This window comes from Amycolatopsis albispora, assembly GCF_003312875.1.
GTDB classification, from domain to species: Bacteria; Actinomycetota; Actinomycetes; order Mycobacteriales; family Pseudonocardiaceae; genus Amycolatopsis; species Amycolatopsis albispora.
The window spans coordinates 835,618-858,038 of the sequence record NZ_CP015163.1 but is presented as its reverse complement, the minus strand read 5'-3'; the positions used below and the strand labels follow the sequence as shown (position 1 = coordinate 858,038).

Below are 22,421 nucleotides of genomic sequence, written 5' to 3'. Positions count from 1 at the left end.
GCGTCCACGCTGCGGAACCGGCGCGCGGTCAGTGGACGAGCTTGAGCCCGACCACCCCGCCGACGATCATCGCGAGGAAGAGAACCTTGAGCGCGGACAACGGTTCCTCACCGGTGACCATGGCGTAGACCACGGTGAGCACCGCGCCGATGCCCACCCAGACGGCGTAGGACGTGCCGACGGGCAGCTCGCGCATCGCGTAGCCGAGCCCCACCATGCTCGCGGCGAGCGCGGCGAAGAACACCGCGGCCGGGCCGAAGCGGGTGAGGCCTTCGGACTTGCCGAGCGCGGTGGCCCAGACGGCTTCCAGCACCCCGGAAAGCACCAGTACGACCCAGGACATGACGGCCTCCAGCGGGCCGTCTTGTCGCACACCGGGTACGGCACCCCTCGTCCGGAAGCCCGTTTTGCGGGCTCACCGACAAGATCTCACATACCGCCATCCGGCGGCAAACGAGGCGTAGAGAAGGCGCGGGAGTTTCGCCTACGCTCGCTTCGTGAGGAAGAAACTCGCCTGGTGGCGCGGGCGCTCGCCGCTGGTGATCACCGTGGTGGCGGTGGTCACCGCGGCCGGTCTCGCGCTGTCCGGCGCGGCCAGGCCCGAAGGCGGGGTCGACTTCTTCCAGTCCGGGCACTGGGTGTTCAACTCCGTGCTGGGCACGGTGTTCCACATCGACGGGGCCAGCCGCAACATCGACGCGCAGCTCGGCCTGCCGGGCGCCGATCCGGGCAGTCAGGTGGTCCAGGGCGAGACCGGCGGGTACGTGGTCGGCGGCAACCGGATCATCGAGTTCGGCAAGTCCGACCTGGCCGTCGGCAAGGTGACCGCGCCCGCCGCGCAGGAGCGGCCGGTGGCGCTCGAGATCGCGGGCGGGCCGTACCTGGTCTACCGCAACGCCGGGCAGATCGTGCGCCTCGGCGACGAGCACACCACGATCTCGGCGGGCGGCAGCCTCGGTGATCCGGTGTCCACCAGCGCGGGCTCGGTGTGGGTGCACCACCAGGGCACCAACTCGCTCTGCGAGCTGGCCCGCGACGCCGACCGGCTCGCCTGCCCGACCAACGCGCCGAGCGGGCACACCGGCGGGCTGACCGTGGTCGCCGATCGCCCGGTTTTCGTCGACACCTCCACCGACACCGCCCACCCGATCGAGGGCGGCAAATTCGGCGAGGGCACCGCGCTCGGCGTGGACGTGCCGCCGTCCGCGCGCTTCGCTTCGACCGACGTCGGCGGCCGGATCGCCGTGCTCGACAGCGCGGGCAAGCGCATGCATCTGGTCGACACGACACCCGCGAAAACCCGGCCGATCACCGTGGACCTCCCGGCCGGCGACTACAGCGCGGTCGCCTCCTCCGGGCAGGCGGTCGTGCTGCTCGACCGGGCCAGGAACACCGTGCTCACCTACGACCGCGACGGCAGGCCGCGGCAGAGCACCCCGGTCCCGCCAGGTGAACCGCGGCTCGCGAGAGGCGAGGATTCGCGTGTCTACGTGGACAGCGCCGACGGCGGCCACGTGCTCGTGGTCGACAACAACGGCGCGGTCAACCCGGTCCAGGTGGCGGGCAACGAGCGGCCCACGCCCTCCCCTCCCCCACCGGCCGCGCAGACCCCACCGCCGCCCACCGCACCACCCGCCCAGCAACAGCAACAGCAGCCGCCTCCGCCCCAGCAGCAACGGACGAACCCGCCGGCGCAGCCCAAGCCGCCACCGGCCAAACCGCAGACACCGGCGCCGAAACCGGCCAGTCCGCCGGGTGCGCCACCCGGGGTCAAGGCGACCGCCGGGAACGCCGCGATCACGGTCAACTGGGGTGCCGCCTCCCCCAACGGCGGCGCCGTTTCGAACTACCACATCGCCTGGAGTTCCAGTGCGGGCAGCGGTGAGAAAACCGTCGGCGGTGGCGTCCGGTCGACCACGCTCAGCGGGCTGACCAACAACGCCACCTACGTGATCACGGTGACCGCGCAGAACTCCGCCGGACGCGGCCAAGGTGCCCAATCCGGCGCGGTGACGCCGAAATCGCCGAGAACGATCACCGTGTCCCGCGGTGAATCCGAGGCGTACGGGGACGGCTGCTCGCTGCCGGACTGCGCGAAGATGCGGGTGGTCGCGACGGGCTTCGACCCGAACACGGAGTACGACTTCAACCCGTTCTCCACCGCCGAGGGATACAAGAACCCAGGCTCCGGGCAGACCACTGACAAGAACGGATCCGTCACCTTCGAGGCGTTCCACTTCGACCAGGTCGGCGAATCCGTCTGGGTGATCGCCGACGGTGTCGAATCCAACCGGTTCACCTGGCCGCCGGGGTAGGCGCGATCAGGCAAGATCTGCCCCATGGACGACTACCCGAAGTACGACGCGGTCGGCTTGGCCGCCCTGGTCCGCGAGGGCCAGGCCACTCCGGCGGAGTTGCTCGACGCGGCCCGTGCCCAGCTCGCGCGGGTGAACCCGAGGCTGAACGCCGTCGTGCGCGAGGTGGAGCCGCCCGCCACCCCGGCGGACGGGCCGTTCGCCGGGGTGCCGTTCCTGCTCAAGGACCTGAACCAGGACCTGGCGGGTGAGCCGACCAGCGCCGGGTCCCGCTCGATGGTCTCGGTGCCGGCCAAGGAGACCACCACGGTGGTGCGCCGCTGGCTGGACGCCGGGCTGGTGGTCTTCGGCAAAACGAACACACCCGAATTCGGGGCCAAGGGCATCACCGAGCCGGACCTGTTCGGGCCCGCGCGCAATCCGTGGAATCCCCAGCACACGCCGGGCGGGTCCTCGGGTGGTGCGGCCGCGGCCGTCGCGGCAGGGATCGTGCCGTGTGCGGCGGCCAGCGACGGCGGTGGCTCGATCCGCATCCCGGCCTCGGCCTGCGGACTGTTCGGGCTCAAGCCGTCACGCGGGCTGATCCCGGCCGGTCCGGCCAGGGCCGAAGGGCTCGGCGGCACGGCGACCGACGGCGTGATCTCCCGTTCGGTGCGGGACACCGCGGCCATGCTCGACGTGCTCGCCGGGCCAACGCCGCTTTCGCCCTATCTCGCGGCCGCGCCGGAGAAGCCGTTCGCCGACGAGGTCGGGCGTGATCCAGGCCGGTTGCGCATCGCGTTGTGCACCGCCAGCGCGATCAATCCCCACCCGCATCCCGAGGCCATCGCGGCCGCCCGCGCCGCCGGTGAGCTGCTCGCGGAACTGGGGCACGAGGTGGTCGAGCTCGAGTCGCAGCCGTTCGACGACGCCGCGCTCGCCAAGGACTTCCTGACCAGCTGGTTCGTCAGCTGCGCGCATTCGATGGCCGAGTGCAAGGCGGCCAGCGGCGCCGGGGACGACGAGTTCGAACTGGACACCCGCACCATGGCCGCGCTCGGCCGGGCGACCAGCCCGGTCGACCTGGTGCGCGCGATCGAACGGCGGCACGAGCACACCCGGCGCCTCGCCGAGTTCCACGAGTCGTATGACTTCCTGCTCACCCCGGCCACGGCCACGCCGCCGCCGAAGATCGGCGCCTTCGACACCCCGGCGCCGGTGCGCAAGCTGCAGCGCGGGCTGCTCACCGCCGGAGTCGCCGGGCTGCTGCGGTTCACCCCGATCGTCGACCGGCTGATCCACGAGAACCTGAGCTGGGTGCCCTACACGCAGCTGGCGAACCTGACCGGCAGGCCCGCGATGAGCGTGCCGCTGCACTGGACCGCCGGCGGGCTGCCGATCGGCGCCCAGTTCGTCGGGCGGCTCGGCGCCGACGGCGCACTGCTGCGGCTGGCCGCGCAACTGGAACAGGCGAAGCCGTGGGCTGAACAACGTCCTACGGCGATTTAGCTAGCGAATCAGCTAGTTTTCCGCGCTCGCCGCCCATCGGCCCTTGTGATGCATGGGGTGCCCACAATACTGAGCCACGGAAACGGGCACCGGGGGCGGGAAACGGAGCGCGGAAGATGGCGGCCACGTTTGAGGTGCGCCGGCGGAGGCTGGCCACGGTGCTCGCGGCGATGGCGGCGGTGACCGCCTGCGATCGTCCCGATACCCCAGGTCAGGCGGCTCCTCCGGCGCGGGCGACGCTGCTGGACCGGGCCCCGGTGGCCGGTGCCGCGGAGGTGTCGGCCAGCCCGACCGCGGCCAGGATCCGCGGTCGCGGGCAATTGATCGTCGGCGGTCAGCTCGATCTGCCGTTGCTTTCCGAGCGCAATTCGATCACCGGTGAAACCGAGGGATTCGACGCGACACTGGCGAAGTTGCTGGCGAAATACCTGCTCGGTGAATCGACGGTGAAAATTGTCACCGCGACCCCGGAGACCAAGGAAACGCTGCTGCAGGTCGGCACGGTGGACGCGGTGATCCGGATCTACACGATCACCCCGGAACGGGCGGAAAAGGTCGCCTTCGCCGGGCCGTACCTGCGGTCGGGGCAGGCGATCGCCGCACTGGACCAGGAACGCTCGATCACCCGTCCGGCCGATCTCAACGGCAGGCCGGTGGCCGTGGTGGCGGGCACCACCAGCGTGGACGCGCTGCGGCAGGCGGCGCCGAGGGCCGAGTTGGAAACCTTCGGCACCACCAGCGAATGCGTGCAGGCACTGGAATCCGGGCGCGCGGTGGCCTACGTGCACGACCTGACCGCGCTGGCCGGGGCGGCCCGGCTGAACGACCGGATCAAGATCATCGGCGAGCCGTTCACCAGCGAGCCCTACGGCATCGGGCTGCCGCGCGGGGACGCCGCGTTCAAGGAGTTCGTCAACGGCTGGCTGGACAAGATCGTCCGCGCCGGGCTGTGGACCGAGCTGTGGCAGTCCACGCTGGGCACGGTGGTCACCGGGCCGGTGCCGACGCCACCGCAGATCGGCTCGGTACCGGGCTCCTGAGTCAGCGCCGCCAGAGGTCGACGGCGATCGTGCTGGTCTGCTCGCTGAACAGCCCGTCCGGGCTGGCGCGGTGCAGCAATTGCCGCAGGTCCGCCTCGAACCGCGCGCGATGGTCGCCAAACAGGTGCGGCGCCGAACTGGACAGCGAATACACACCGGCGACAACATCGTCGGCCACCCGCGTGACCACCCGGCCCGGCACCTCGACGCGGCCCGGCCCGGTGAACCCGGCGGCACGGTAGATCTCCGATTCCCCGGCGGGCGTACCGTCCGGCAACTGGCCCTGACCCGCTCGCCGCACCGGGCCGAGGTACTCGCGCACCAGTTCGCCGATCTCCGCGTGCGGTGGCCGTGGGTGCGGCAGCGGCTCGGGACTCGTTGTGCCGTGGGTGGTCTCGGCGTGCACGTGGGCGCAGACGCCGTCGCCGGTCAGCATGTCGCGCACCGTGGCGGCCACGCGCGGCCGGTCCAGCCAGTGGAACGACTGGGCGAAGGTGACCAGCTCGAACCGTCCGAGCCCGGCGGGCAGTTCCTCCGCGCGCAGGTGCATCCAGCGGGCGTGGCCCACCCCGGCCGCGTCCGCGCGGCGAGCGGCTTCGGCGACCATGCCGGGGTCCGCGTCGATGCCGGTCACCTCGCGGAAGTGCCCGGCCAGCACCAGGGTCAGCGAGCCGGGGCCGCAGCCGACGTCGAGCAGGCGGCCGGAGCCGTCCAGCCCCAGCTCGGCGGCCAGCGCGTCGGCGAGCGCGACGGGGTACGAGATCCGGCCGCGAGCGTAGTACTCGGCGCTACCGGCATACAACGACGGATCCCATATCCAGCCCATGACCGCCGAGCCTACGGAACCGGGCGGATGACCTCGATGAGGCTCGCGAAGCTGTCGCTGCCGTGACCGGCGTCGATCGCGCGCCGGGTCAGGGTGCGCACGGTGGTGGCGAGCGTGTCGTCGAGGCCGAGTTCCCGGTGGTCTCGACGAGGTGGTCCATCAGCGGCGCGTCGAGTTCCAGCCATTCGCCGTCGCCGGGGTAGCTGCCCCGGTCGAGCTGACCGGCGTAGTCGGTGATGACCTCGCTGACGGTCCCGGCGAGCCAGCCGGTGAGCAGCGGGGCCACCTCCCCCGCCCGGATGCCCGCGGTGCCGAGGAGCGCGGCGGTCTGCACGAATCCGGCGAGCGTGGCCCAGGCGAGGTTGAGCAGCGCGAGGTCGTAGCGCGCGGCGGCGCCGGGGTCCCCGCCGAGGTACACGGCCTGCCCGAAGGCGGCGAGCCGGTCGCGGTGCCGGTCGAAGACGCCTCGGGTCCACTGTAGACAACCACCGTCCCGGGGGCGCCCACGTGCTCGGGATGCGCCCTCGCGGGTGCCGAAGTGCTCGTAGACCACCGGCCGCGACACCTGGGCCGCCTCGGCGAGGGTGACCAGGGTCAGCGCGGCCGTGCCCTGCGCGCGGCTGAGCTCGAAGGCGCGGTCGAGCAGGAACCGCCGCCGGTCCGCCTTGGTCATCCGGGTCGCTGTCATGCGCGCATGGTAGAAGCCAGCCGCGACCGCTGGAGCAGCCAGACGAAGTAGGGCACCCCGATCAACGCGGTCATCAGCCCGGCCGGCAGTTGGGACGGCGCGATCACCGTGCGGCCGACGGTGTCCGCGGCCAGCACCAGTATCGCGCCGAGCAGCGCGGCGACCGGCAGCATCCTCGCGTGCCGCCGCCCCACCAGCGCGCGGGCGGCGTGCGGCGCGACCAGGCCGACAAAGGCGATCACCCCGATCCCGGCGACCGCGCTCCCGGTGAGCAGCACCGCCCCGACGAGCAGCAGCAGCCGGGACCGCGGCACCGCCCCGCCCAGCACCCGCGGTGTCTCGTCGTCCAGCGACAGCAGATCGAGTTCGCCGCGTGCCCGGACCAGCAGCGGCACCACCACCAGGATGGCCAGCGCCATCGGCACCAGGTGCGCGAACGACCGCCCGTAGGTCGAGCCGCCGAGCCAGGTCAGCGCCTTGGCTTCGTTCCACGGATCGGACAGCGTGATCAGCAGGGTGACCAGCGCCTGCGTCCCGGCCTGCATGCCGAACCCGATCAGCACCAGCCGCTCGCTGGCGAGCCCGCCCCTTGCCGCCAGCGCGAACACCACGGCCATCGCGGCGGCCGCGCCGAGCCCGGCAAAACCGGCCTGCGTCCAGAAACCGACCCCGGAAACCAGGGTGATCACGGTGACCGCACCGAGCCCGGCCCCGCCCGAGACGCCGATGACGCCCGGATCGGCCAGCGGATTGCGTGCCACCGCCTGGACCACCGCACCGGCCAGCGCCAGCGCGGCCCCGGCGAGGAAGGCCGCGGCCACGCGCGGCACGCGGTTCTCCATCACCCCGGTGACCAACGGTCCGGCCTGCCCGCTGACCCAGTTGACCACGTCACCGAGCAGCAGTTTCGCGTCGCCCAGCAACACCGAGCCGACCAGCGCGCCGATCGCCGCGACCACCAGCACCCCGGTGATCAGGCGGTAACGCGGCACGGACACCCCGGCCCGCGCGTGCGCCGACGGTGGTTCGGCCGCCGCGGTGGCGACCCGGATGTTGCGGGCCAGCACCATCAGGAAGATCGCGCCGAGCACGGTGGTCACCACGCCGGTGGGCACTTCGAGCGCGCCCTGCGAACCGATCAGCGCGCGCATCAGCACGTCGGCGCCGAGCAGCAGCGCCACGCCCATCGCCGCGGAGACCGGGAGCAGGGCGGCGTGCCGGTGCAGCCCGGGAACCACGTTCGACAGCAGCCGGACCAGCGCGGGTGCGGCGAGGCCGACAAAGCCGATCGGCCCGGCGATGGTCACCGCGGTGGCCGCCAGCAGCACGGCCAGCGCGATGGTGGTGAACCGGATCCGTCCAACGTGGACACCGAGGGTCCGCGCGTGGTCGTCGCCCAGGTACATCAGGTCCAGCCGCCGCGACAGCACCAGCAGCCCGAGCAGCGCCGCGCCGACCACCGGGCCGAGCGTGCGGACCCCGTCGAGCCCGTTCTGCCCCAGCGAACCCGCGCCCCAGGCGAACAGGCCGCGGGTCTCCTCGGAAAACAACAGCAGGAGCACGCGGGTCGCGGAGATCATCGCGAGCGCGATGGCGGTGCCCGCCAGCACCAGCCGGACGATGCCCTGCCCGCTGGTGCCAGCCAAGGTGAGCACCAGCAGCGCCGCGGCCAGCCCGCCGGCGAAGGCGACCCCCGCCGCGCCGAGCAACGGCAGCGAGATGCCGACCGCGGCCACCGCGACGATGGCCAGGTGCGCGCCGGCGTCGACGGCGAGTGTGTCCGGTGAGGCCATCATGTTGCGCGCCACCGACTGCAGCGCCGCGCCGGACACCCCGAGCGCGACGCCGACCACCAGTGCCGCGGCCAGCCGCGGCAGCCTCGACTCCAGCACGATCGCCGCGGTGTCCCCCGGCCCGCCGCCGAAGAGCAGCCGCAGCGGGTCCAGGGGATCCAGGTTCGCCGTGCCCTGGGTCAGGTGCACCGCCGAGCCGAGCACGATGAGCACGGCGAGCCCGGCGGCGAGCAGGGCGAGCCTGGACCGCCCGAGCGTGGTCCCCACCCCGGTTATGACTTAAGCGCGGTGACCGCGGCGTCGACGTACTGCTCCATCGACTTCGGCCCGCCGAACATCCACAGCGAGTCCGGCAGCCTGCGCACCTTGCCGGAGGTGACGAACGGCAGCTTCTGCCAGATCGCGTTGCCCGCCAGCTCGGTGGCGTAGGCGTCCCCGAAGGTGTCGTTGGCCATGTACCAGAACCGCACGTCCGGCAGCTGGGTCAGCCCTTCGACGTCGGCCTGCGCCAGGCCGTAGACCGGGTCGCCCTCCATCGGCCACGGATTGGTCAGCCCGATGCGCTCGAACACCGCTGGCACCAGCGCGCCCTTCGCGAACGGCCGGATGCCGACCGTGCCGGAGGTGACGTAGGCATCGGAGAAGGCCACCGGCTGACCGGCCGCGCCCGCCTGCTCGACGGCCGCCTTGCCCTCGTTGATCTTGTTGTCGAACTCGGTGCGCAGCTGCGCGGCCTTGGCCTCGGTGCCGGTGGCCTTGGCGATCAGGTCCACGTTCTTGAACATCGCGCCGATCGGGTCCTTGGTGTCCCCGCCGGCCAGCACCAGCACCGGGATCCGCGCTTCGATCTGCTCCAGCGCGCCTTCGGCGAGGCTGTCGGTGACCACCACCAGGTCGAGGTCGAGCGAACCGAGCGTGTCGATGCTCGGCTCCCCGCGGGTGCCGATATCGGTCGGCGTGCCGTCGAGCGGCGCCGCGCTCACCCACTGCCCGTAGCCCTTGATGTCGGACACCGCGGTCGGCATGACACCGAGCGAAACCAGGTGCTCGACCGCGTTCCACTCGGTGGCCGCGACGCGCTTGGCCGGTCCGTCGAGGCGGACCTCCTTGCCGCGGGAGTCGACCACGGTGACCGGCGCACCGGCCGCGGTGGCCGGGGTCTCGCCCTGGGGAGCTTCGGTGGTGCCACATCCCGCGGCGAACACCATGGCGGCCGCCGAAAGGGCGGCCACCGCACGGAACTTGCGCATGTTTCTCCTACTCGATGGGTGACCGGCGCGCCGGTCAGGCCGGGGCCGCGGGCACGCCCGCGCCGTTGAACCGGCCGATGGCCCGGGTGCGGATCCGTCCGTCCGGGTCGGTTTCGACGTCCACCCGGATGCCGTAGGCGCGGGTGAGGTTCGCTTCGGTGAGCACCTCGGCGGGACTGCCTTCGGCGGTGACCCGGCCGCCCTCGATCAGCAGCAGGCGGTCGGCGATGGCGGCGGCCTGGTCGAGGTCGTGCAGCACCACCCCGACGCCGACGCCGTGCTCGTCGGCCAGGTCGCGGACCATGTCCAGGATGGCCACCTGGTACCGCAGGTCGAGGAAGGTGGTCGGCTCGTCGAGCAGCAGCAGCGAGGTGTCCTGGGCGAGGCAACTGGCCAGCCAGACGCGCTGCGCCTGCCCGCCGGAAAGCGCCTGCACCGGACGTTCGGCGATGGCGGTGAGCCCGGTCAGCCGCAGCGCGCGCTCGACCGCGGCGGGGCCGCCGGGATCGCGGCCACCCCAGCGGGTGCGGTGCGGATGCCTGCCGAACTCGACCAGCTCCCGGACCGACAGCCCGCCCGGTGTGGTCCGGTGCTGGGAAAGCAGCGTGATGCGGCGCGCGAGTTCCTTGGTGGACAGGGCACGCAGCTCGGCGCCGTCGTCGAAGGTGACCCCACCTGCCACCGGGTCGTGCAGCCGGGCCAGCGCACGCAGCAGCGTGGATTTGCCGCTGCCGTTGGGCCCGATCAACGCGGTGACCGCACCGGCGCCGACGGTGACGGAAGCGGCGTGCACCACGACGTCCCGCCCGTAGGCGACGTCGATCTGGTGCGCGGAGACGCCGGTGGCGGCGGGCGGGGGTGCGGACACGAGCCACACATTAAAGAGAGGCTTACCTAACTGCAAGACCGAGTGCGCTCCGGCACATTCCGGTCCTCTGTGGAGGATCGATAAAGCCGTTGGTGGGGCGTTCCGCCCCGGCCTAGGGTCCGGACATGGCGAGCGAACCTCCAGCCGGTCCACTGCGCACGCGCGACTCCCTGGTCCCCGACCTGCGCGCGGCGGGCGTCGGGGCCGGGCAGACGCTGCTGGTGCACGCGTCGCTGCGGTCGCTGGGCTGGGTCAACGGCGGTGCGGTGACCGTGGTCGAAGCGCTGCTCGAGGTGCTCGGCCCGGACGGCACCCTGGTGGTGCCGACGATGACCGGGGACAACTCCGACCCCGCCGGCTGGTCCGCACCCCCGGTGCCGGAAGACTGGTGGGCGCCGATCCGCGCGACCATGCCCGCCTACGATCCACGCATCACACCGTCACGCATGATGGGCGCCATCGCGGAGACGGTCCGCACCTGGCCCGGTGCCCGCCGCAGTGCGCACCCGCAGACCTCGTTCGCCGCGCTCGGACCACGCGCGGAGGAGATCACCCGCGGCCACGCTCTCGACTGTCGTCTCGGCGAGCAAAGCCCGCTCGCCCGCCTCGAAGCCGCCGGCGCGCACGTGCTGCTGCTCGGTGCCGGTTTTGCCAACTGCTCCTGCTTCCACCTGGCGGAGTATCGACTCCCCGGCCCCATGGAAGAGGTCGCCTTCGCCGCCCGCACCGACTCCGGCCGGGAATGGCTGACGCTCAAGGAAAAGCGCATCAACAGCGACGACTTCGCCACCCTGGGCACGGCCTACGAACGCGACCGGCCAGTCCACAACGGACAGGTCGGCGCCGCCCACACCAGGTTCTTTCCCTTGGCGGACGCGGTGTCCTACGCCGAGCGCTGGTTGCGGACACACCGCCCGGCGTAGGACGGCAGCACGCCCGCCGCGTTCCCGGTGTTCTTCACCGCCGGAAACGGACCGGTCCCGGCAGGCACTGGGTTTCTTGGTCTCTCCGCCCGATGACACCGGCACTCGGCCTTCGTGGTGATGCGCCCGGCGTTGACCTTCTTGAAGGGATCGGGCAACTTCGCGCTCGACGGCACCGCCCCGGGCAACGACACCGCGCAGGCGCCGACCGTCAGCCACCCGCGGGATTCCCCAACGGTTCCGGCCCACTGATGTACCTCTGATTGGCCGGGGTCGTGATGGTCAAGGTGCCATCAGGCGCGACCTCGTGATGCCAGCCGGGAAGGTCACGCAACTTGTGGTCGGCCCGGCACAACCCGACCAGCGTGGTCGCGCCGGTGGGACACCCGTCTTTCCAGCCTCGGCCGCGACTGTCACAATGATCAAGGTCACCAAACTGAGCCGGACGAGTACACCCAGGACGACGGCACTCGCGGTCGCGAACCCGCACCAGTTCATCGAGTCCGGCCTTGGGCCGGTAGCGACGGCGGCCAAGCTCCACGACCTGCCCTTCCGCCGGATCGGTGATGATTCGCTGGAAAACGGTGCCAGGGCGGGCGGCGATATCACGGGCAAGCGACGCCGGGATGGGTCCGTGCCCGGCCAGCTCGGCGGGTTCATTGCGGAGACCGGCGTAGGTGAGGGCATCCAGATACAGATACACGTGGGCCTTCACCTCACCACCGAACTGCTTGCCCACCAGCATGTCCAGTGCTACGTCGGCACGGAGTTGGTCGAGGGTGCGGGTCTCGTCAGCAGTCTTCAACAGCCGAGCTTGGCGATCGACGCACACATACGCAGCCACTGCCTTTTCGACGGGTGCGTTTTCTAGGGAGAGGCCAGCCACGCCAGCAACACCGTGGTGCAGATGGAGGCCACGGTCTTCACGAGGCCTACGGGCGCGTTCCTCGAAACCTTCGGGATCGGCGCGGGCCGCCGCCGAAGTCGCCGATCGGCGAGCCCCCGTCGGATTCTTCCCCTCAAGGCGACCAGCCATCACCTCATCCACCACCGCCGCCTTATCGTCAGCCAACCAGGCCGCCGCGTCATTCACCGCCACCGCCGAGGCCATCGGTACAGCCCCAGCCTCCACCAACCCCAGCACAGCCGGGAAGCGATCGACCAACCCCTCCGCGTGGGCGATCAGTGCGTGGGCCTTGTATTTGGTCATGCACAAGGCCATGGACAATTCCTCCGCCACCCCACGCCGAACCGACGCCGCACGAGCAAAGGAAACCACCTGCCGGACCAGCCTAGCCTCAAGCCGGGCAATCTCCGCAGCAGTGGCTTTCAGGTCAAGGAGGATCTCCCCCTCAGAAGATTCCATACCCAATTATATCACACATACGTTCGAAACAAAACGGTGCCTACAAAAAGCGCCCCACTCGCCCACCCACACCTCCCCCACCCCCGGTCCACAGCCCAAAACACGGCGAAGGCCAGCTTGTCAAGGTACTCTTTCCAGCCTTGACAAGCTGGCCTTCGCCGTAGTCACAATAAAATACCGGGGGTGGGCCCCTACAACGAAGCGCCACCACAAATGACCATTGTCTGACCAGTAATAGACGCCCCATCCCCACCCAGCAAAAACGCGGTCAGCGCTGCAACCTCAGCAGGCGAAACCAGTCGCCCCAACGGCGGCACCACCGGTGGCGTACGACGACGCCCCGGATCCCGCAACATCGGCGTATCCGTCGGCCCAGGCGCCACCACATTCACCGTGATCCCCCGAGGCGCCAACTCCGCCGCCCAAGACCGCGCCAAAGCCGACAAAGCCGCCTTCGTCGCCGCATACTGACTCTTACCCGGCACGCCCACCATCGTCCGGCTACCAACCAGCACAATCCGGCCACCATCCACCAACCGCCCAACCAGCTCCCCCACCAACACCTCAGCCGCCCGGACATGCACCGCCCACATCCGCCCCCCGTCCTCAATGGACAGCTCCGAAACCGGCGCCGACCGCTGCAACCCGGCCGCGTGCACCACCGCGTCCACACCCGACAAAGACCCCAGCGACCCGCCAAAATCACCAGCCAGATCCGCGCGAACCCACTCCACCCGCGCATCCGGCTCCGACCGGCACACCCCCGTCACCCGCCACCCGTCGTCCAGCAACCGACCGGCTACCGCCGCTCCAATCCCGGAACTCGCCCCCGTCACCACCGCGTGCCTACGACGCGACGACAACTTCAACTCCCTTGGCGCGGAACGGTTCCAGCGCCTCCTCCGACACCGCCGAATCAGTCACCAACGTCCACCGCTCCGGCATCGGCGCCCACGCGTGAAACGGCCGTCGGCCGATTTTCGCCGCGTGCACCAGCAAGTAAACATGATCCGCCCGGCGAGCCATCAGCTCCTTCAGCCGGGTCTGGCGAATATCCGCCTCACAAATCCCATCTTCCGCCGTCACGCCGTCCGCCCCGAGAAACACCCGGTCGAACGTCCGCCGTTCCAGCGCCGCCTCCGCGAGCGGGCCGATGAAACCCAGGCTCTGCGGCCGCAACACCCCGCCAAGGCATTCCACCGTCACCGAATCCGACGACGCCAGTTCCTGCAACGCCGTCATCCCCGTGGTCACCACGGTCAGCGCCGGAGCCCCGCGCAACTCGTGCGCCAGCGCCCCGGTCGTGGTGCCCGCGTCGAGCAGCACCGTCTCCCCCGCGCCGATCTGACGCGCCGCCCAGCGTGCGATGGACCGCTTGGCCTCGAACTCCTCACCAACCCGCTGACGCAGACTCGCCTCGGGATGCGCGACGAGCGCCATCGCGCCGCCATAGGTCCTGGCCAGCGCACCGGACTGCTCGAGCTGCGCGAGGTCGCGCCGAATCGTCGAGGCCGTCACCCCGAAATGCGCGGACAGCTCGTCGACGTTGGCCAGCCCGGTGGTGGTGGCCAGCCGGACGATGGCCTCCCGGCGGAGTTCGGATTCGCGGGGCACTCGCTCGTCCCTTTCAGCTGACGGAGACCGGCGCCAGCTCGGCGGCCTGGCGCAACGCCTCGATCATGCTACCGACCTCCGCCCTGCCCGTCCCGGCGATGTCGAAGGCCGTGCCGTGATCCACCGACGTCCGGATGACCGGCAGGCCGACGGTGATGTTCACGCCCGCCTCGATGCCGAGCACCTTGACCGGCCCGTGGCCCTGGTCGTGGTACATCGCCACGATCAGGTCGTAGTCACCACGCCCGGCCAGGAAGAACGCGGTGTCCGCGGGCAGCGGGCCACGCGCGTCGATGCCGTCGGCACGCAGCTTCTTCAGCGCCGGCTCGATCTTCTCCTCTTCCTCACCCGCACCGAACAGGCCGTTTTCCCCCGCGTGCGGATTGATGCCGCACACGCCGATGACCGGCGCGGCCACCCCGGAAGCCCGCATCGCCTCGTGCCCGCGCCGGACGGTCCGCTCGACCAGGCCGGGCTCGATCCGCGCGATGGCGTCGATCAGCCCGATGTGCGTGGTCACGTGGATGACCTTCACCTTGGGCGTGGACAGCATCATCGACACCTCCTCGGTGCCGGTCAGCGCGGCCAGCAACTCGGTGTGCCCGGGATACAGGTGCCCGGCCGCGTGCAACGCCTCCTTGTTCAGCGGCGCGGTGCAGATCGCCTGCACCGAACCGGCCAGCGCCAGCTCCGAAGCCACCCGGATGTACTGGTACGCCGCCTCACCCGCGACCGGGCTGAGCTTGCCCCACGGCAAATCGGCGGGCAACAGCCCGAGATCCACCACCTCGATGCGCCCGCGTTCGAACCGCGCGTCGGAAACCGAATCCACGGCCACCACCTCGACGGTCACGCCGAGCAGCTTCGCCGCTTCCCGCAGCCGCCGCGCGTCGCCGATCACCACCGGGCGGCAGCGCTCGTACACCGCACCGTCGGCGAGCGCGCCGACGATGACCTCCGGGCCGATCCCGGCTCCGTCCCCCATGGTGACGGCGATGACGGGCAGGTTCGAACTCACAGGGCCTCCTGGTGCTGGGTCTGGCTGAGCTGGCGGGTGATCGCGAGCAGGCTGTCCTGGCCGCCGTGGCTGCCGGGCCGCGTCACGATTTCGTGGCCGGTGTCGGTGCGCGCGTGCACCGCACCGGGATGGACCTGGCCGAGCAGGTCGAGCCGGGTCACGCCGAGCGCTTCGAGCACTCGGCGGGCGGTCTCGCCGCCGGTGAGCGCGAGGCGTGCTTCGCGGCGGCCCAGCACGTTCTGAACGGTGGTTGCGAGATGCGCGGTGAGCGCGCGACCCCGCGCCGGGTCGACGAGCCCAGCCCGCACAGTCAGTACAACGCGGCCCGAGCCGAGCCCGGCCACTACCGCCGCGGTGACGTCTCCCAGCACGACCGGGTCGATCTCGACCACCGGCACCCCGTCGGCGGCCAGCACTTCGACCTGCCGGCGGGCACTCGGTTCCGCCGAACCGACCACCACGAGCACCGGCGCGGAACCGGGTTCGCGCTCCGGAACCGGCGGCACCGGCCGTTGCCTGCCGAAAGCCGCGGCGAGCCCGGCCGAGCCCACCGCGACCACACCGGGGAACGGCCGCGCGGCCGCGGCGAGCAGATCAAGATCCGCGTCCGTTTCCGCGTCACACCCCGCGATCCGGCCGTCGCGCGCGATTTCGGCGAGCAGTTCGGGCAACACAGGAGAACGCACCGCGGCCAAGTCCACAGTAGACAACGGCAGGTCGCCCAGCGCCGCGGCGACGGTGTCGGGCCGGTACTCACCCGGCCCCGGCTCGGCACCGGCGAACACCACCCGGCCGCCGATGGTGGCGCGCCCGGCGACCGGCAGCGCGGGCGTGCAGAGCACCAGCCCGTCGCGTACGTCGCGGATTCCGCGCACCATCGCCTCGACGTTCCCGCGCAGCAGCGAGTCGATCTTGAGGAAAAGCGGTTCCGCTCCCCCGGCTGCCTCACGCACGACCGCGCGAGCCGTGCCCTGCTCGGCCTGACGCAGGTCGAGATCAACCGCTCCAGAACCCTCGCTCTGCGCGAAACGCGCAAGTTGGACGGAGGTGCCACGCAGCGCCAGCGCGGCTTCCGCCGCGCCGCTGAGATCGTCAGCCAAGGCCAGACGCATAGAAACCACCTCCCCGCCCTCTCGACTTGCGCGAATCACGCTATCGGTATTGCGCATATCGCGCAACCGTGTCAGTGTGTCGCATCACCAGGTCCTCCACGGGCGACGGCGCCCGCGGGTTACGGAGGTTCCACCAGATGCAGACAGTGCTGTCGCGCAGAACACTGCTCAAGGCCTTCGGGGGCGCCGTCGCGGCGGGTGCGCTCGGCGGGTGCGCCGGCCCCACCGGCGGGCCGCCGCCGGGCGCGGTCACCCTCGGGCTGAACCGCTCGCTCGTCTCGCTCGACAACAAGCTCAACCAGTTCGACGCCGCCATCACCGTGCAGCGCGCGGTGCGCCAGGCGCTGACCAGGATCGGCCCCGACCTCACACCGGTCCCGGTGCTGGCCGACCGCTTCGAGCTGACCGCCCCGACGCAGTGGACGGTCCGGCTGCGCGAGGGCATCCGCTACTCCGACGGCTCCGCTGTGCAAGTGGCCGATGTGGACACCGCGCTGAAGATGTACCGCCAGGTCAACGGTTCCTACCTGGCCGCGTTCTTTCCCGAGTGGCCCGAAGTGGTCCAGCTCGACGAGCGCACCTTCACCCTGGAGACCAGCCGCCCGCTGCCGGTGCTCGACTACCTGATGGCGAACATCCTCCTCACCCCCGCCGCGGCGAACGTGCCCGAGGAACTGCAGAGCGGCGTCGGCAGCGGACCGTACGTGGTCACCGCGTCGAACCGCGGCACCGGCGAGTACACCTTGCACCGCAACGAGAACTACTGGGGCCCACGACCACGCGTCGAACAGGTGCGGGTCCGGTTCGTGCCCGAGGAATCCAGCCGCGTGGTGTCGCTGCGCTCCGGTGAACTCGACCTGATCGACACCATCACCCCCGATTCGGCCGAGCAGCTGCGCGGGCTCAACGGCATCCGCATCGACCAGGTCCGCGGCACGCGGATCAACCAGCTCTTCTACAACTTCCGCAAACCACCGGACCACCCGCTGGCCAAACCCGCCGTGCGCCAGGCGCTTTCCCTCGCGGTCAACGGCGAACGGCTGGCCGATGACATCCTGGCCGGTTCCGTCCAGGCGGCCACCGGACCGGTCGCGAGCACGCTCAACGGCGCCGTGCCGTGCGGCACCTACGCCTACGATCCCCAGCGCGCCAAGCAGATGCTCGAAGCCGAAGGCGTGCACCACGGCGACCTCCGGCTCACGCTGATCTGGGAGACCGGGGAGTTCGCCGGCGACACCAGCGTGATGGAGGCGGTGGTGCAGATGCTCGGCGAGATCGGCGTGCCGGTCGCGCTGCGGCAGTTCGAACCGGGCGGCGACATCTCCAGCTGGCGGCAGGGACGCGCTGGCGACTGGGACATCCTCGGCAACGGGTACGCCTCCCCGGTCGGCGCGGCCCTGCCGATCCTGCAAGGCATGTACGGCGGCACGCCGGAACGCGAGCAGACCCGCGACACCTACCAGGGTTACGTCAATCCCGAGGTGCTCACCCTGCTGGACCAGGCCTACGCCGAGGTCGACGCGCCCAAGCGGCAGGAGGTCACCGCGCGCCTGCAGCAGGTGATCTGGGATTCGTGGCCGAGCATGTGGGCGTTCGTGCCGAACTCGCTGCTGGCCTACCGCACGCGGGTGGCCGGCGTGGCGTTGGAGGCCACCAACTCCTACGACCTCTCGCGCATCGGGCTGGAGGCGTGAGGTGACCACCTACCTGATCAAACGCCTCGGCCAGAGCGCACTGGTCATCCTGCTCACCGTGTCCACGGTTTTTGTGCTGATCCGGATGGCGCCCGGTGATCCGGCCGCCGCCTTCGCCCCGCCGAACGCCACCACCGAGGACCTCGCGCTGATCCGGACCCAGCTCGGGCTCGACGGCTCGATCACTTCGCAGTACTTCACCTTCCTCGGGCAGTTGTTCACCGGCGACCTCGGCACCTCGTACTCGTTCCGGGCGCCCGCGTTCGACGTGGTGCTCGACCGCGTGCCGTACACCATCACGCTGGCGCTGGCGGCGATCGCGCTGACCGCCGTGGTCGCGCTGCCGCTGGGCATCTGGATGGCGCGGCGCGCGGACACCGCCCGCGAGACCGGCGCGAACATCGCCGGGGTCGCCGCGCAGTCCATGCCGGAGTTCTGGAGCGGCGTCATGCTGCTCACCGTTTTCTCCGTGCTGCTGCCGGTCCTGCCGTCGTCCGGGTTCACCACCTGGGGCGGGCTGGTGCTGCCCGCGGTCACCGTGGCGCTGCTCCAGGTCGCGCTGATCTCCCGGCTGGTCCGCCGCGAGATGGTGGCCAACCTGACCGCGCCCTACCTGACCGTGGCCCGCGCGCACGGCATCCCCGAACGACGGCTGGTGTGGGGGTACGCGCTGGGCAACTCCGCGATCCCGGTGCTCACCGCGCTGGGCACCCGCTTCGCCGCGATGCTCAACGGCGTCGTGGTGGTGGAGGTGGTCTTCTCCTGGCCGGGCGTCGGCTCGCTGGTGGTGCGCGCGCTGGAAACCAGGGACTACCCGCTGATCCAGGCGACGGTGCTGGTCACCGCCGCGCTGGCGATCCTCGCCCAGCTCCTGATCGACCTGCTGTACCCGCTGCTGGATCCGCGGGTCCGCCTCGGAAAGGCCACGGCGCGATGACCGCATTGGACACCGTAGAAGAACGCCCCAGCCGGGTGACCCCGAAGCAGCTGCGCGACGCCGGGGTCACCCGCCGCGCCCGCACGGCCCGCGCGAAGATCCGGATCGGCGCCGCGCTCACCGCGCTGGTGGTGTTGCCGGTGGCACTGGCCGACCTGCTGCCCATTCCCGACGCCAACGAGCAGAACCTCGGTGAACGGCGGCTGCCGCCGCTGACCGGCGGGCACCTGTTCGGCACCGACCAGCTCGGCCGCGACATGCTCGCCAGGGTGCTCGACGGCGGCCAGGTCTCGGTGCTGATCGGGGTGCTGGCGGTGGTGGTGTCCGGGCTGATCGGGCTGGCCGCCGGTGCCGCCGCCGGCTACTTCGGCGGCTGGGTGGACGCGCTGGTCTCGCGGCTGCTCGAAGCCCAGATGTCCTTGCCGCTGCTGATGATGCTGTTGCTGGTGGTGGCGTTGTTCGGCCCGTCGGTGCCGGTGATCACCGCGGTGATCGCGATCGCGCAGTGGCCGGAGGTGGCGCGGCTGACCCGGTCGATGGTGCTGGTGGAACGCGAGAAGCCCTATGTGGACGCGGCCCGCACGCTCGGCCTGACCCATCCCGGTGTGCTGTTCCGCCACGTGGTGCCGAACGTGGTGCGCCAGACCAGCCTGGTGGTGCTCCTGCTGCTGGCGCAGGCGGTGCTGCTGGAAAGCGCGCTGAGCTACCTGGGTGCCGGGCCGGAACGCCCGTTCGCCACCTGGGGGCGGCTGATCTCCGACGGCCAGGACTACGTGACCACGTCGTGGTGGCTGGTCACCCTGCCCGGCCTGGTGATCGTGCTGCTGGTGGTCGGCGTGAACCTGCTCGGCGACGGGCTGCGTGACCGGCAGAGCCGCCCCCGCGGGCGGAAGGGAGCGAGCGCATGAGCCGCCTGGTGGAACTCGACGACTTCCAGATCGAGCTGGTCACCGAACGCGGTGTGGTCCGCGCGGTGGACGGGATCTCGCTGCACGTCGATCCCGGGGAGACGGTGACGCTGATCGGCGAGTCCGGCTCGGGCAAGTCGACCACGGCTATGGGCCTGCTGCGGCTGCTGCCGCCGGACCTGGCCGTGCTGTCCGGGCGGGCGCTGCTGGCGGGGCACGACGTGGTGGCCGATCCGGGCGCGGTGACCGGCCTGCGCGGCCGGGTCGCCGCGTTGATCCCGCAGGATCCGATGACCGCGCTGAGCCCGGTGCACACCATCGGGCGCAGGCTGTCCGAGCTGGTCCGGTTGTGGAACGGGGTCAGCCGCCGCGAGGCGCGTACGCGGGCGCGGGAACTGCTGGAACGGGTGCACGTGCCCGACCCGGAACGGCTGCTCGACCGCTACCCGCACCAGCTCTCCGGCGGGCTGCAGCAACGCGTGCTGATCGCCTGCGCACTGGCCGGTGAGCCGTCGCTGCTGGTCGCCGACGAACCGACCAGCGCGCTCGACGTGACCGTGCAGGCCGGGGTGCTCGACCTGCTGATGGAACTGCAGGAGCGCACCGGCGTGGCGATCCTGATGATCACGCACGACCTGGGCGTCGCGCGCCTGGTGTCCGACCGGGTGCACGTGATGCGTGCCGGGCGGTTCGTGGAGAGCGGGGAGGTCGAGCAGGTGGTGCACGCGCCGGTCCACCCGTACCCGAAGCAGTTGCTGGACGCCGTGCCGCGGCTGTCCGCGAAGGAGGTGCGGGCGTGATCCTGTCCGTCGAAGACCTCGTGGTCGAATTCCCCGGCCGGGGCGGCCGGAAGTTCCGCGCGGTGTCCGGCGTCGGCTTCGGGCTGGAGCGTGGCCGGACGGTCGGCATCGTCGGTGAATCCGGCTGCGGGAAGAGCACCATCGCCCGCAGCATCGTCCGGCTGCAACGGCCCACCTCCGGGCGCATCGTGCTGGACGGCACCGACATCACGCACCTGTCCGAACGGCGGCTGCGACCGCTGCGGGCCCGCGTGCAGATGATCTTCCAGGACCCGTACGCCTCGCTCGACCCGCACCTGACCGCGGGTGAGATCGTCGCGGAACCGCTGAAGCTGCGCGGAATGCGTGCTCCGGCCGAGCGCCGGCGGGCCGCGCTCGAACTGCTGGAGCGGGTCGAACTGCCGCAGAGCGCGCTGGACCGGCGGCCGGCCGAGTTCTCCGGCGGCCAGCGGCAGCGGATCGGCATCGCGCGTGCCCTGGCCTGCCGCCCGGACGTGCTGGTCTGCGACGAGGCGACCAGCGCGCTCGACGTTTCGGTGCAGGCGCAGGTGCTCGCGCTGCTCAAGGACATCCAGGCCGAGACCGGCGTGGCGTACCTGGTGATCTCGCACAACCTCGGGGTGGTGCGGGAACTGGCTGACGAGGTGCTGGTGATGCGCCGCGGTGAGGTCGTCGAGCACGGCCCCGCCGACCGCGTGCTCACCGCACCGGAGGCCGCCTACACCCGGGCGCTGCGGGACGCGGCACTGGATCCGGCCGCCATCACCGGCCGCAAGCCCCGGCACCTGCTGGCCACCATCAGTACGGAAAGGAACCCATGACCCCCAGGCTGGTCCTCGGCACGATGACCTTCGGCGACACCGTCTCCGCGGCCGACGCCGAGAAGATGCTGGACGCCGCGCTCGACGCCGGTGTCTCCGATGTGGACACCGCGAACGGCTACGCGAAGGGCACCACGGAAGAACTGCTGGCCCCGCTGATCGCGCCCCGGCGGGACCGGATCCGGCTGGCCACCAAGGCGGGCATGCCGCACCCGGACGCCGGCTCGCACTCACCGCTCTCACCGGCCGGGCTGCGGTCCAGTGTGGACGGCAGCCTGCGACGGCTCGGCGTGGACCACATCGACCTGTTCTACCTGCACCAGCCGGACCGCGAAGCCAGCTTCACCGACACCATGGCCACCGTCGCCGAACTGGTCCAGGCCGGCAAGATCCGGGAACTCGGCGTGTCGAACTTCGCGGCGTGGCAGATCGCCGAGCTGAACCGGGTCGCCGAAGAGGTCGGCGCACCTCGCCCGGTGGTCGCGCAGCAGCTGTACAACCTGCTGGCCCGCCGGATAGACGAGGAGTACGCGGCGATGGCCGCCGCGACCGGGCTCGAGACCATGGTCTACAACCCGCTCGGCGGTGGCCTGCTCACCGGCAGGCACCGGTTCGACGCCGACCCGCCGGCCGGGCGGTTCGGCGACTCCGTGCTGGCCGAGATGTACCGCAAGCGCTACTGGGACGCGCAGCTGTTCGAGGCGGTCGAAGCGCTGACCGGGATCGCCGAGGGCGCCGGGGTACCGCTCACCGAGCTGGCGCTGCGCTGGCTGCTGTCCCGTCCGGTGGTGGACGCCGTGCTGTTCGGTGCCTCCAAAGTGGACCACCTCACCTCGAACCTCGAGTCACTGGGCCGCGGACCGCTGCCCGAAGACGTCGTCGCCGCCTGCGACGAGGTCGGTACCCGGCTGCGTGGCCCGATGCCCGCCTACAACCGCTGAGAACAGGAGCCGTTTTTCC

20 protein-coding genes, 1 pseudogene and 1 riboswitch are annotated in these 22,421 nt (G+C 71.1%); of the genes and pseudogenes, 10 read left to right on the top strand and 11 right to left on the bottom strand.

Going from position 1 to position 22,421, the window contains the following annotated elements; translation table 11 throughout:
- Window positions 1-28 precede the first annotated feature (28 nt).
- The gene (locus A4R43_RS04215; protein ID WP_113691078.1) at window positions 29-343 is read right to left on the bottom strand and encodes a DMT family transporter; all 315 of its coding nucleotides are present in this window, start codon (window positions 341-343) and stop codon (window positions 29-31) included.
- 10 nt (window positions 344-353) lie between these two features.
- Window positions 354-420, bottom strand: a riboswitch (guanidine-III (ykkC-III) riboswitch).
- Window positions 421-497: 77 nt separating this feature from the next.
- On the opposite strand from A4R43_RS04215, the gene A4R43_RS04210 reads away from it, so the two are divergent.
- From A4R43_RS04210 to A4R43_RS04200, 3 genes are all read left to right on the top strand, one after another.
- Complete coding sequence (locus tag A4R43_RS04210) at window positions 498-2,315, top strand: fibronectin type III domain-containing protein (protein WP_113691077.1); 1,818 nt, start codon at window positions 498-500, stop codon at window positions 2,313-2,315.
- A 24-nt stretch (window positions 2,316-2,339) separates the two neighbouring features.
- Window positions 2,340-3,803: an amidase gene (locus A4R43_RS04205; protein ID WP_113691076.1), complete on the top strand. Its 1,464-nt coding sequence runs from the start codon at window positions 2,340-2,342 to the stop codon at window positions 3,801-3,803.
- Between the two features lie 116 nt (window positions 3,804-3,919).
- Window positions 3,920-4,843 carry a glutamate ABC transporter substrate-binding protein gene (locus tag A4R43_RS04200; RefSeq protein WP_113691075.1) on the top strand — a complete coding sequence of 308 codons (924 nt, stop codon included), beginning with the start codon at window positions 3,920-3,922 and terminating at the stop codon, window positions 4,841-4,843.
- Between the two features lies 1 nt (window position 4,844).
- On the opposite strand, the gene A4R43_RS04195 is transcribed toward A4R43_RS04200, so the two are convergent.
- The 5 genes and pseudogenes from A4R43_RS04195 to A4R43_RS04175 form a co-directional block, all read right to left on the bottom strand.
- Window positions 4,845-5,669 carry a class I SAM-dependent methyltransferase gene (locus tag A4R43_RS04195; RefSeq protein WP_113691074.1) on the bottom strand — a complete coding sequence of 275 codons (825 nt, stop codon included), beginning with the start codon at window positions 5,667-5,669 and terminating at the stop codon, window positions 4,845-4,847.
- Between the two features lie 11 nt (window positions 5,670-5,680).
- Window positions 5,681-6,342 (bottom strand): annotated as a pseudogene (locus A4R43_RS04190) (imine reductase family protein).
- Window positions 6,343-6,353: 11 nt separating this feature from the next.
- The gene (locus A4R43_RS04185; RefSeq protein ID WP_113691072.1) at window positions 6,354-8,417 is read right to left on the bottom strand and encodes an iron ABC transporter permease; all 2,064 of its coding nucleotides are present in this window, start codon (window positions 8,415-8,417) and stop codon (window positions 6,354-6,356) included.
- 5 nt (window positions 8,418-8,422) lie between these two features.
- A complete protein-coding gene (locus A4R43_RS04180; RefSeq protein WP_113691071.1) occupies window positions 8,423-9,400 on the bottom strand; it encodes an ABC transporter substrate-binding protein in 978 nt (325 codons plus the stop codon).
- A 34-nt stretch (window positions 9,401-9,434) separates the two neighbouring features.
- Window positions 9,435-10,268, bottom strand: coding sequence for an ABC transporter ATP-binding protein (locus A4R43_RS04175; RefSeq protein WP_113697337.1), 834 nt, complete (start codon window positions 10,266-10,268; stop codon window positions 9,435-9,437).
- 125 nt (window positions 10,269-10,393) lie between these two features.
- On the opposite strand from A4R43_RS04175, the gene A4R43_RS04170 reads away from it, so the two are divergent.
- Entirely contained in the window at window positions 10,394-11,191 is a 798-nt protein-coding gene (locus A4R43_RS04170) for an AAC(3) family N-acetyltransferase (protein ID WP_113691070.1), read from the top strand.
- Between the two features lie 211 nt (window positions 11,192-11,402).
- On the opposite strand, the gene A4R43_RS04165 is transcribed toward A4R43_RS04170, so the two are convergent.
- The 5 genes from A4R43_RS04165 to A4R43_RS04145 all read right to left on the bottom strand — a co-directional run bounded on the left by A4R43_RS04165 (window position 11,403) and on the right by A4R43_RS04145 (window position 16,301).
- On the bottom strand, window positions 11,403-12,557 hold the full coding sequence (locus A4R43_RS04165; RefSeq protein WP_113691069.1) for a DUF222 domain-containing protein: 1,155 nt from the start codon (window positions 12,555-12,557) through the stop codon (window positions 11,403-11,405).
- 191 nt (window positions 12,558-12,748) lie between these two features.
- Complete coding sequence (locus A4R43_RS44720; protein ID WP_418190803.1) at window positions 12,749-13,393, bottom strand: SDR family NAD(P)-dependent oxidoreductase; 645 nt, start codon at window positions 13,391-13,393, stop codon at window positions 12,749-12,751.
- 10 nt (window positions 13,394-13,403) lie between these two features.
- Entirely contained in the window at window positions 13,404-14,171 is a 768-nt protein-coding gene (locus tag A4R43_RS04155) for a DeoR/GlpR family DNA-binding transcription regulator (protein ID WP_113691067.1), read from the bottom strand.
- A gap of 13 nt (window positions 14,172-14,184) precedes the next feature.
- Window positions 14,185-15,189 carry a 4-hydroxythreonine-4-phosphate dehydrogenase PdxA gene (gene pdxA / locus A4R43_RS04150; protein WP_205215240.1) on the bottom strand — a complete coding sequence of 335 codons (1,005 nt, stop codon included), beginning with the start codon at window positions 15,187-15,189 and terminating at the stop codon, window positions 14,185-14,187.
- On the bottom strand, window positions 15,186-16,301 hold the full coding sequence (locus A4R43_RS04145) for a nucleotide-binding domain containing protein (RefSeq protein ID WP_162788309.1): 1,116 nt from the start codon (window positions 16,299-16,301) through the stop codon (window positions 15,186-15,188). Before A4R43_RS04145 ends, pdxA begins: the two co-directional genes overlap by 4 nt.
- 137 nt (window positions 16,302-16,438) lie before the next feature.
- Here A4R43_RS04145 and A4R43_RS04140 point away from each other — a divergent pair, with 137 nt between their 5' ends.
- The 6 genes from A4R43_RS04140 to A4R43_RS04115 are packed head-to-tail and all read left to right on the top strand — an operon-like array spanning window position 16,439 to window position 22,402.
- The gene (locus tag A4R43_RS04140; protein ID WP_113691065.1) at window positions 16,439-17,995 is read left to right on the top strand and encodes an ABC transporter substrate-binding protein; all 1,557 of its coding nucleotides are present in this window, start codon (window positions 16,439-16,441) and stop codon (window positions 17,993-17,995) included.
- Between the two features lies 1 nt (window position 17,996).
- Window positions 17,997-18,932 (top strand): ABC transporter permease, encoded by a 936-nt coding sequence (locus A4R43_RS04135; RefSeq protein ID WP_113691064.1) that lies wholly within the window; start codon window positions 17,997-17,999, stop codon window positions 18,930-18,932.
- On the top strand, window positions 18,929-19,840 hold the full coding sequence (locus A4R43_RS04130; RefSeq protein ID WP_113691063.1) for an ABC transporter permease: 912 nt from the start codon (window positions 18,929-18,931) through the stop codon (window positions 19,838-19,840). The genes A4R43_RS04135 and A4R43_RS04130 overlap by 4 nt, the downstream gene beginning before the upstream one ends.
- Window positions 19,837-20,640 (top strand): ABC transporter ATP-binding protein, encoded by an 804-nt coding sequence (locus A4R43_RS43795; RefSeq protein ID WP_113691062.1) that lies wholly within the window; start codon window positions 19,837-19,839, stop codon window positions 20,638-20,640. Before A4R43_RS04130 ends, A4R43_RS43795 begins: the two co-directional genes overlap by 4 nt.
- On the top strand, window positions 20,637-21,461 hold the full coding sequence (locus A4R43_RS43790) for an ABC transporter ATP-binding protein (protein ID WP_236808762.1): 825 nt from the start codon (window positions 20,637-20,639) through the stop codon (window positions 21,459-21,461). Before A4R43_RS43795 ends, A4R43_RS43790 begins: the two co-directional genes overlap by 4 nt.
- A complete protein-coding gene (locus A4R43_RS04115; RefSeq protein ID WP_113691061.1) occupies window positions 21,458-22,402 on the top strand; it encodes an aldo/keto reductase in 945 nt (314 codons plus the stop codon). Before A4R43_RS43790 ends, A4R43_RS04115 begins: the two co-directional genes overlap by 4 nt.
- Window positions 22,403-22,421 lie beyond the last annotated feature (19 nt).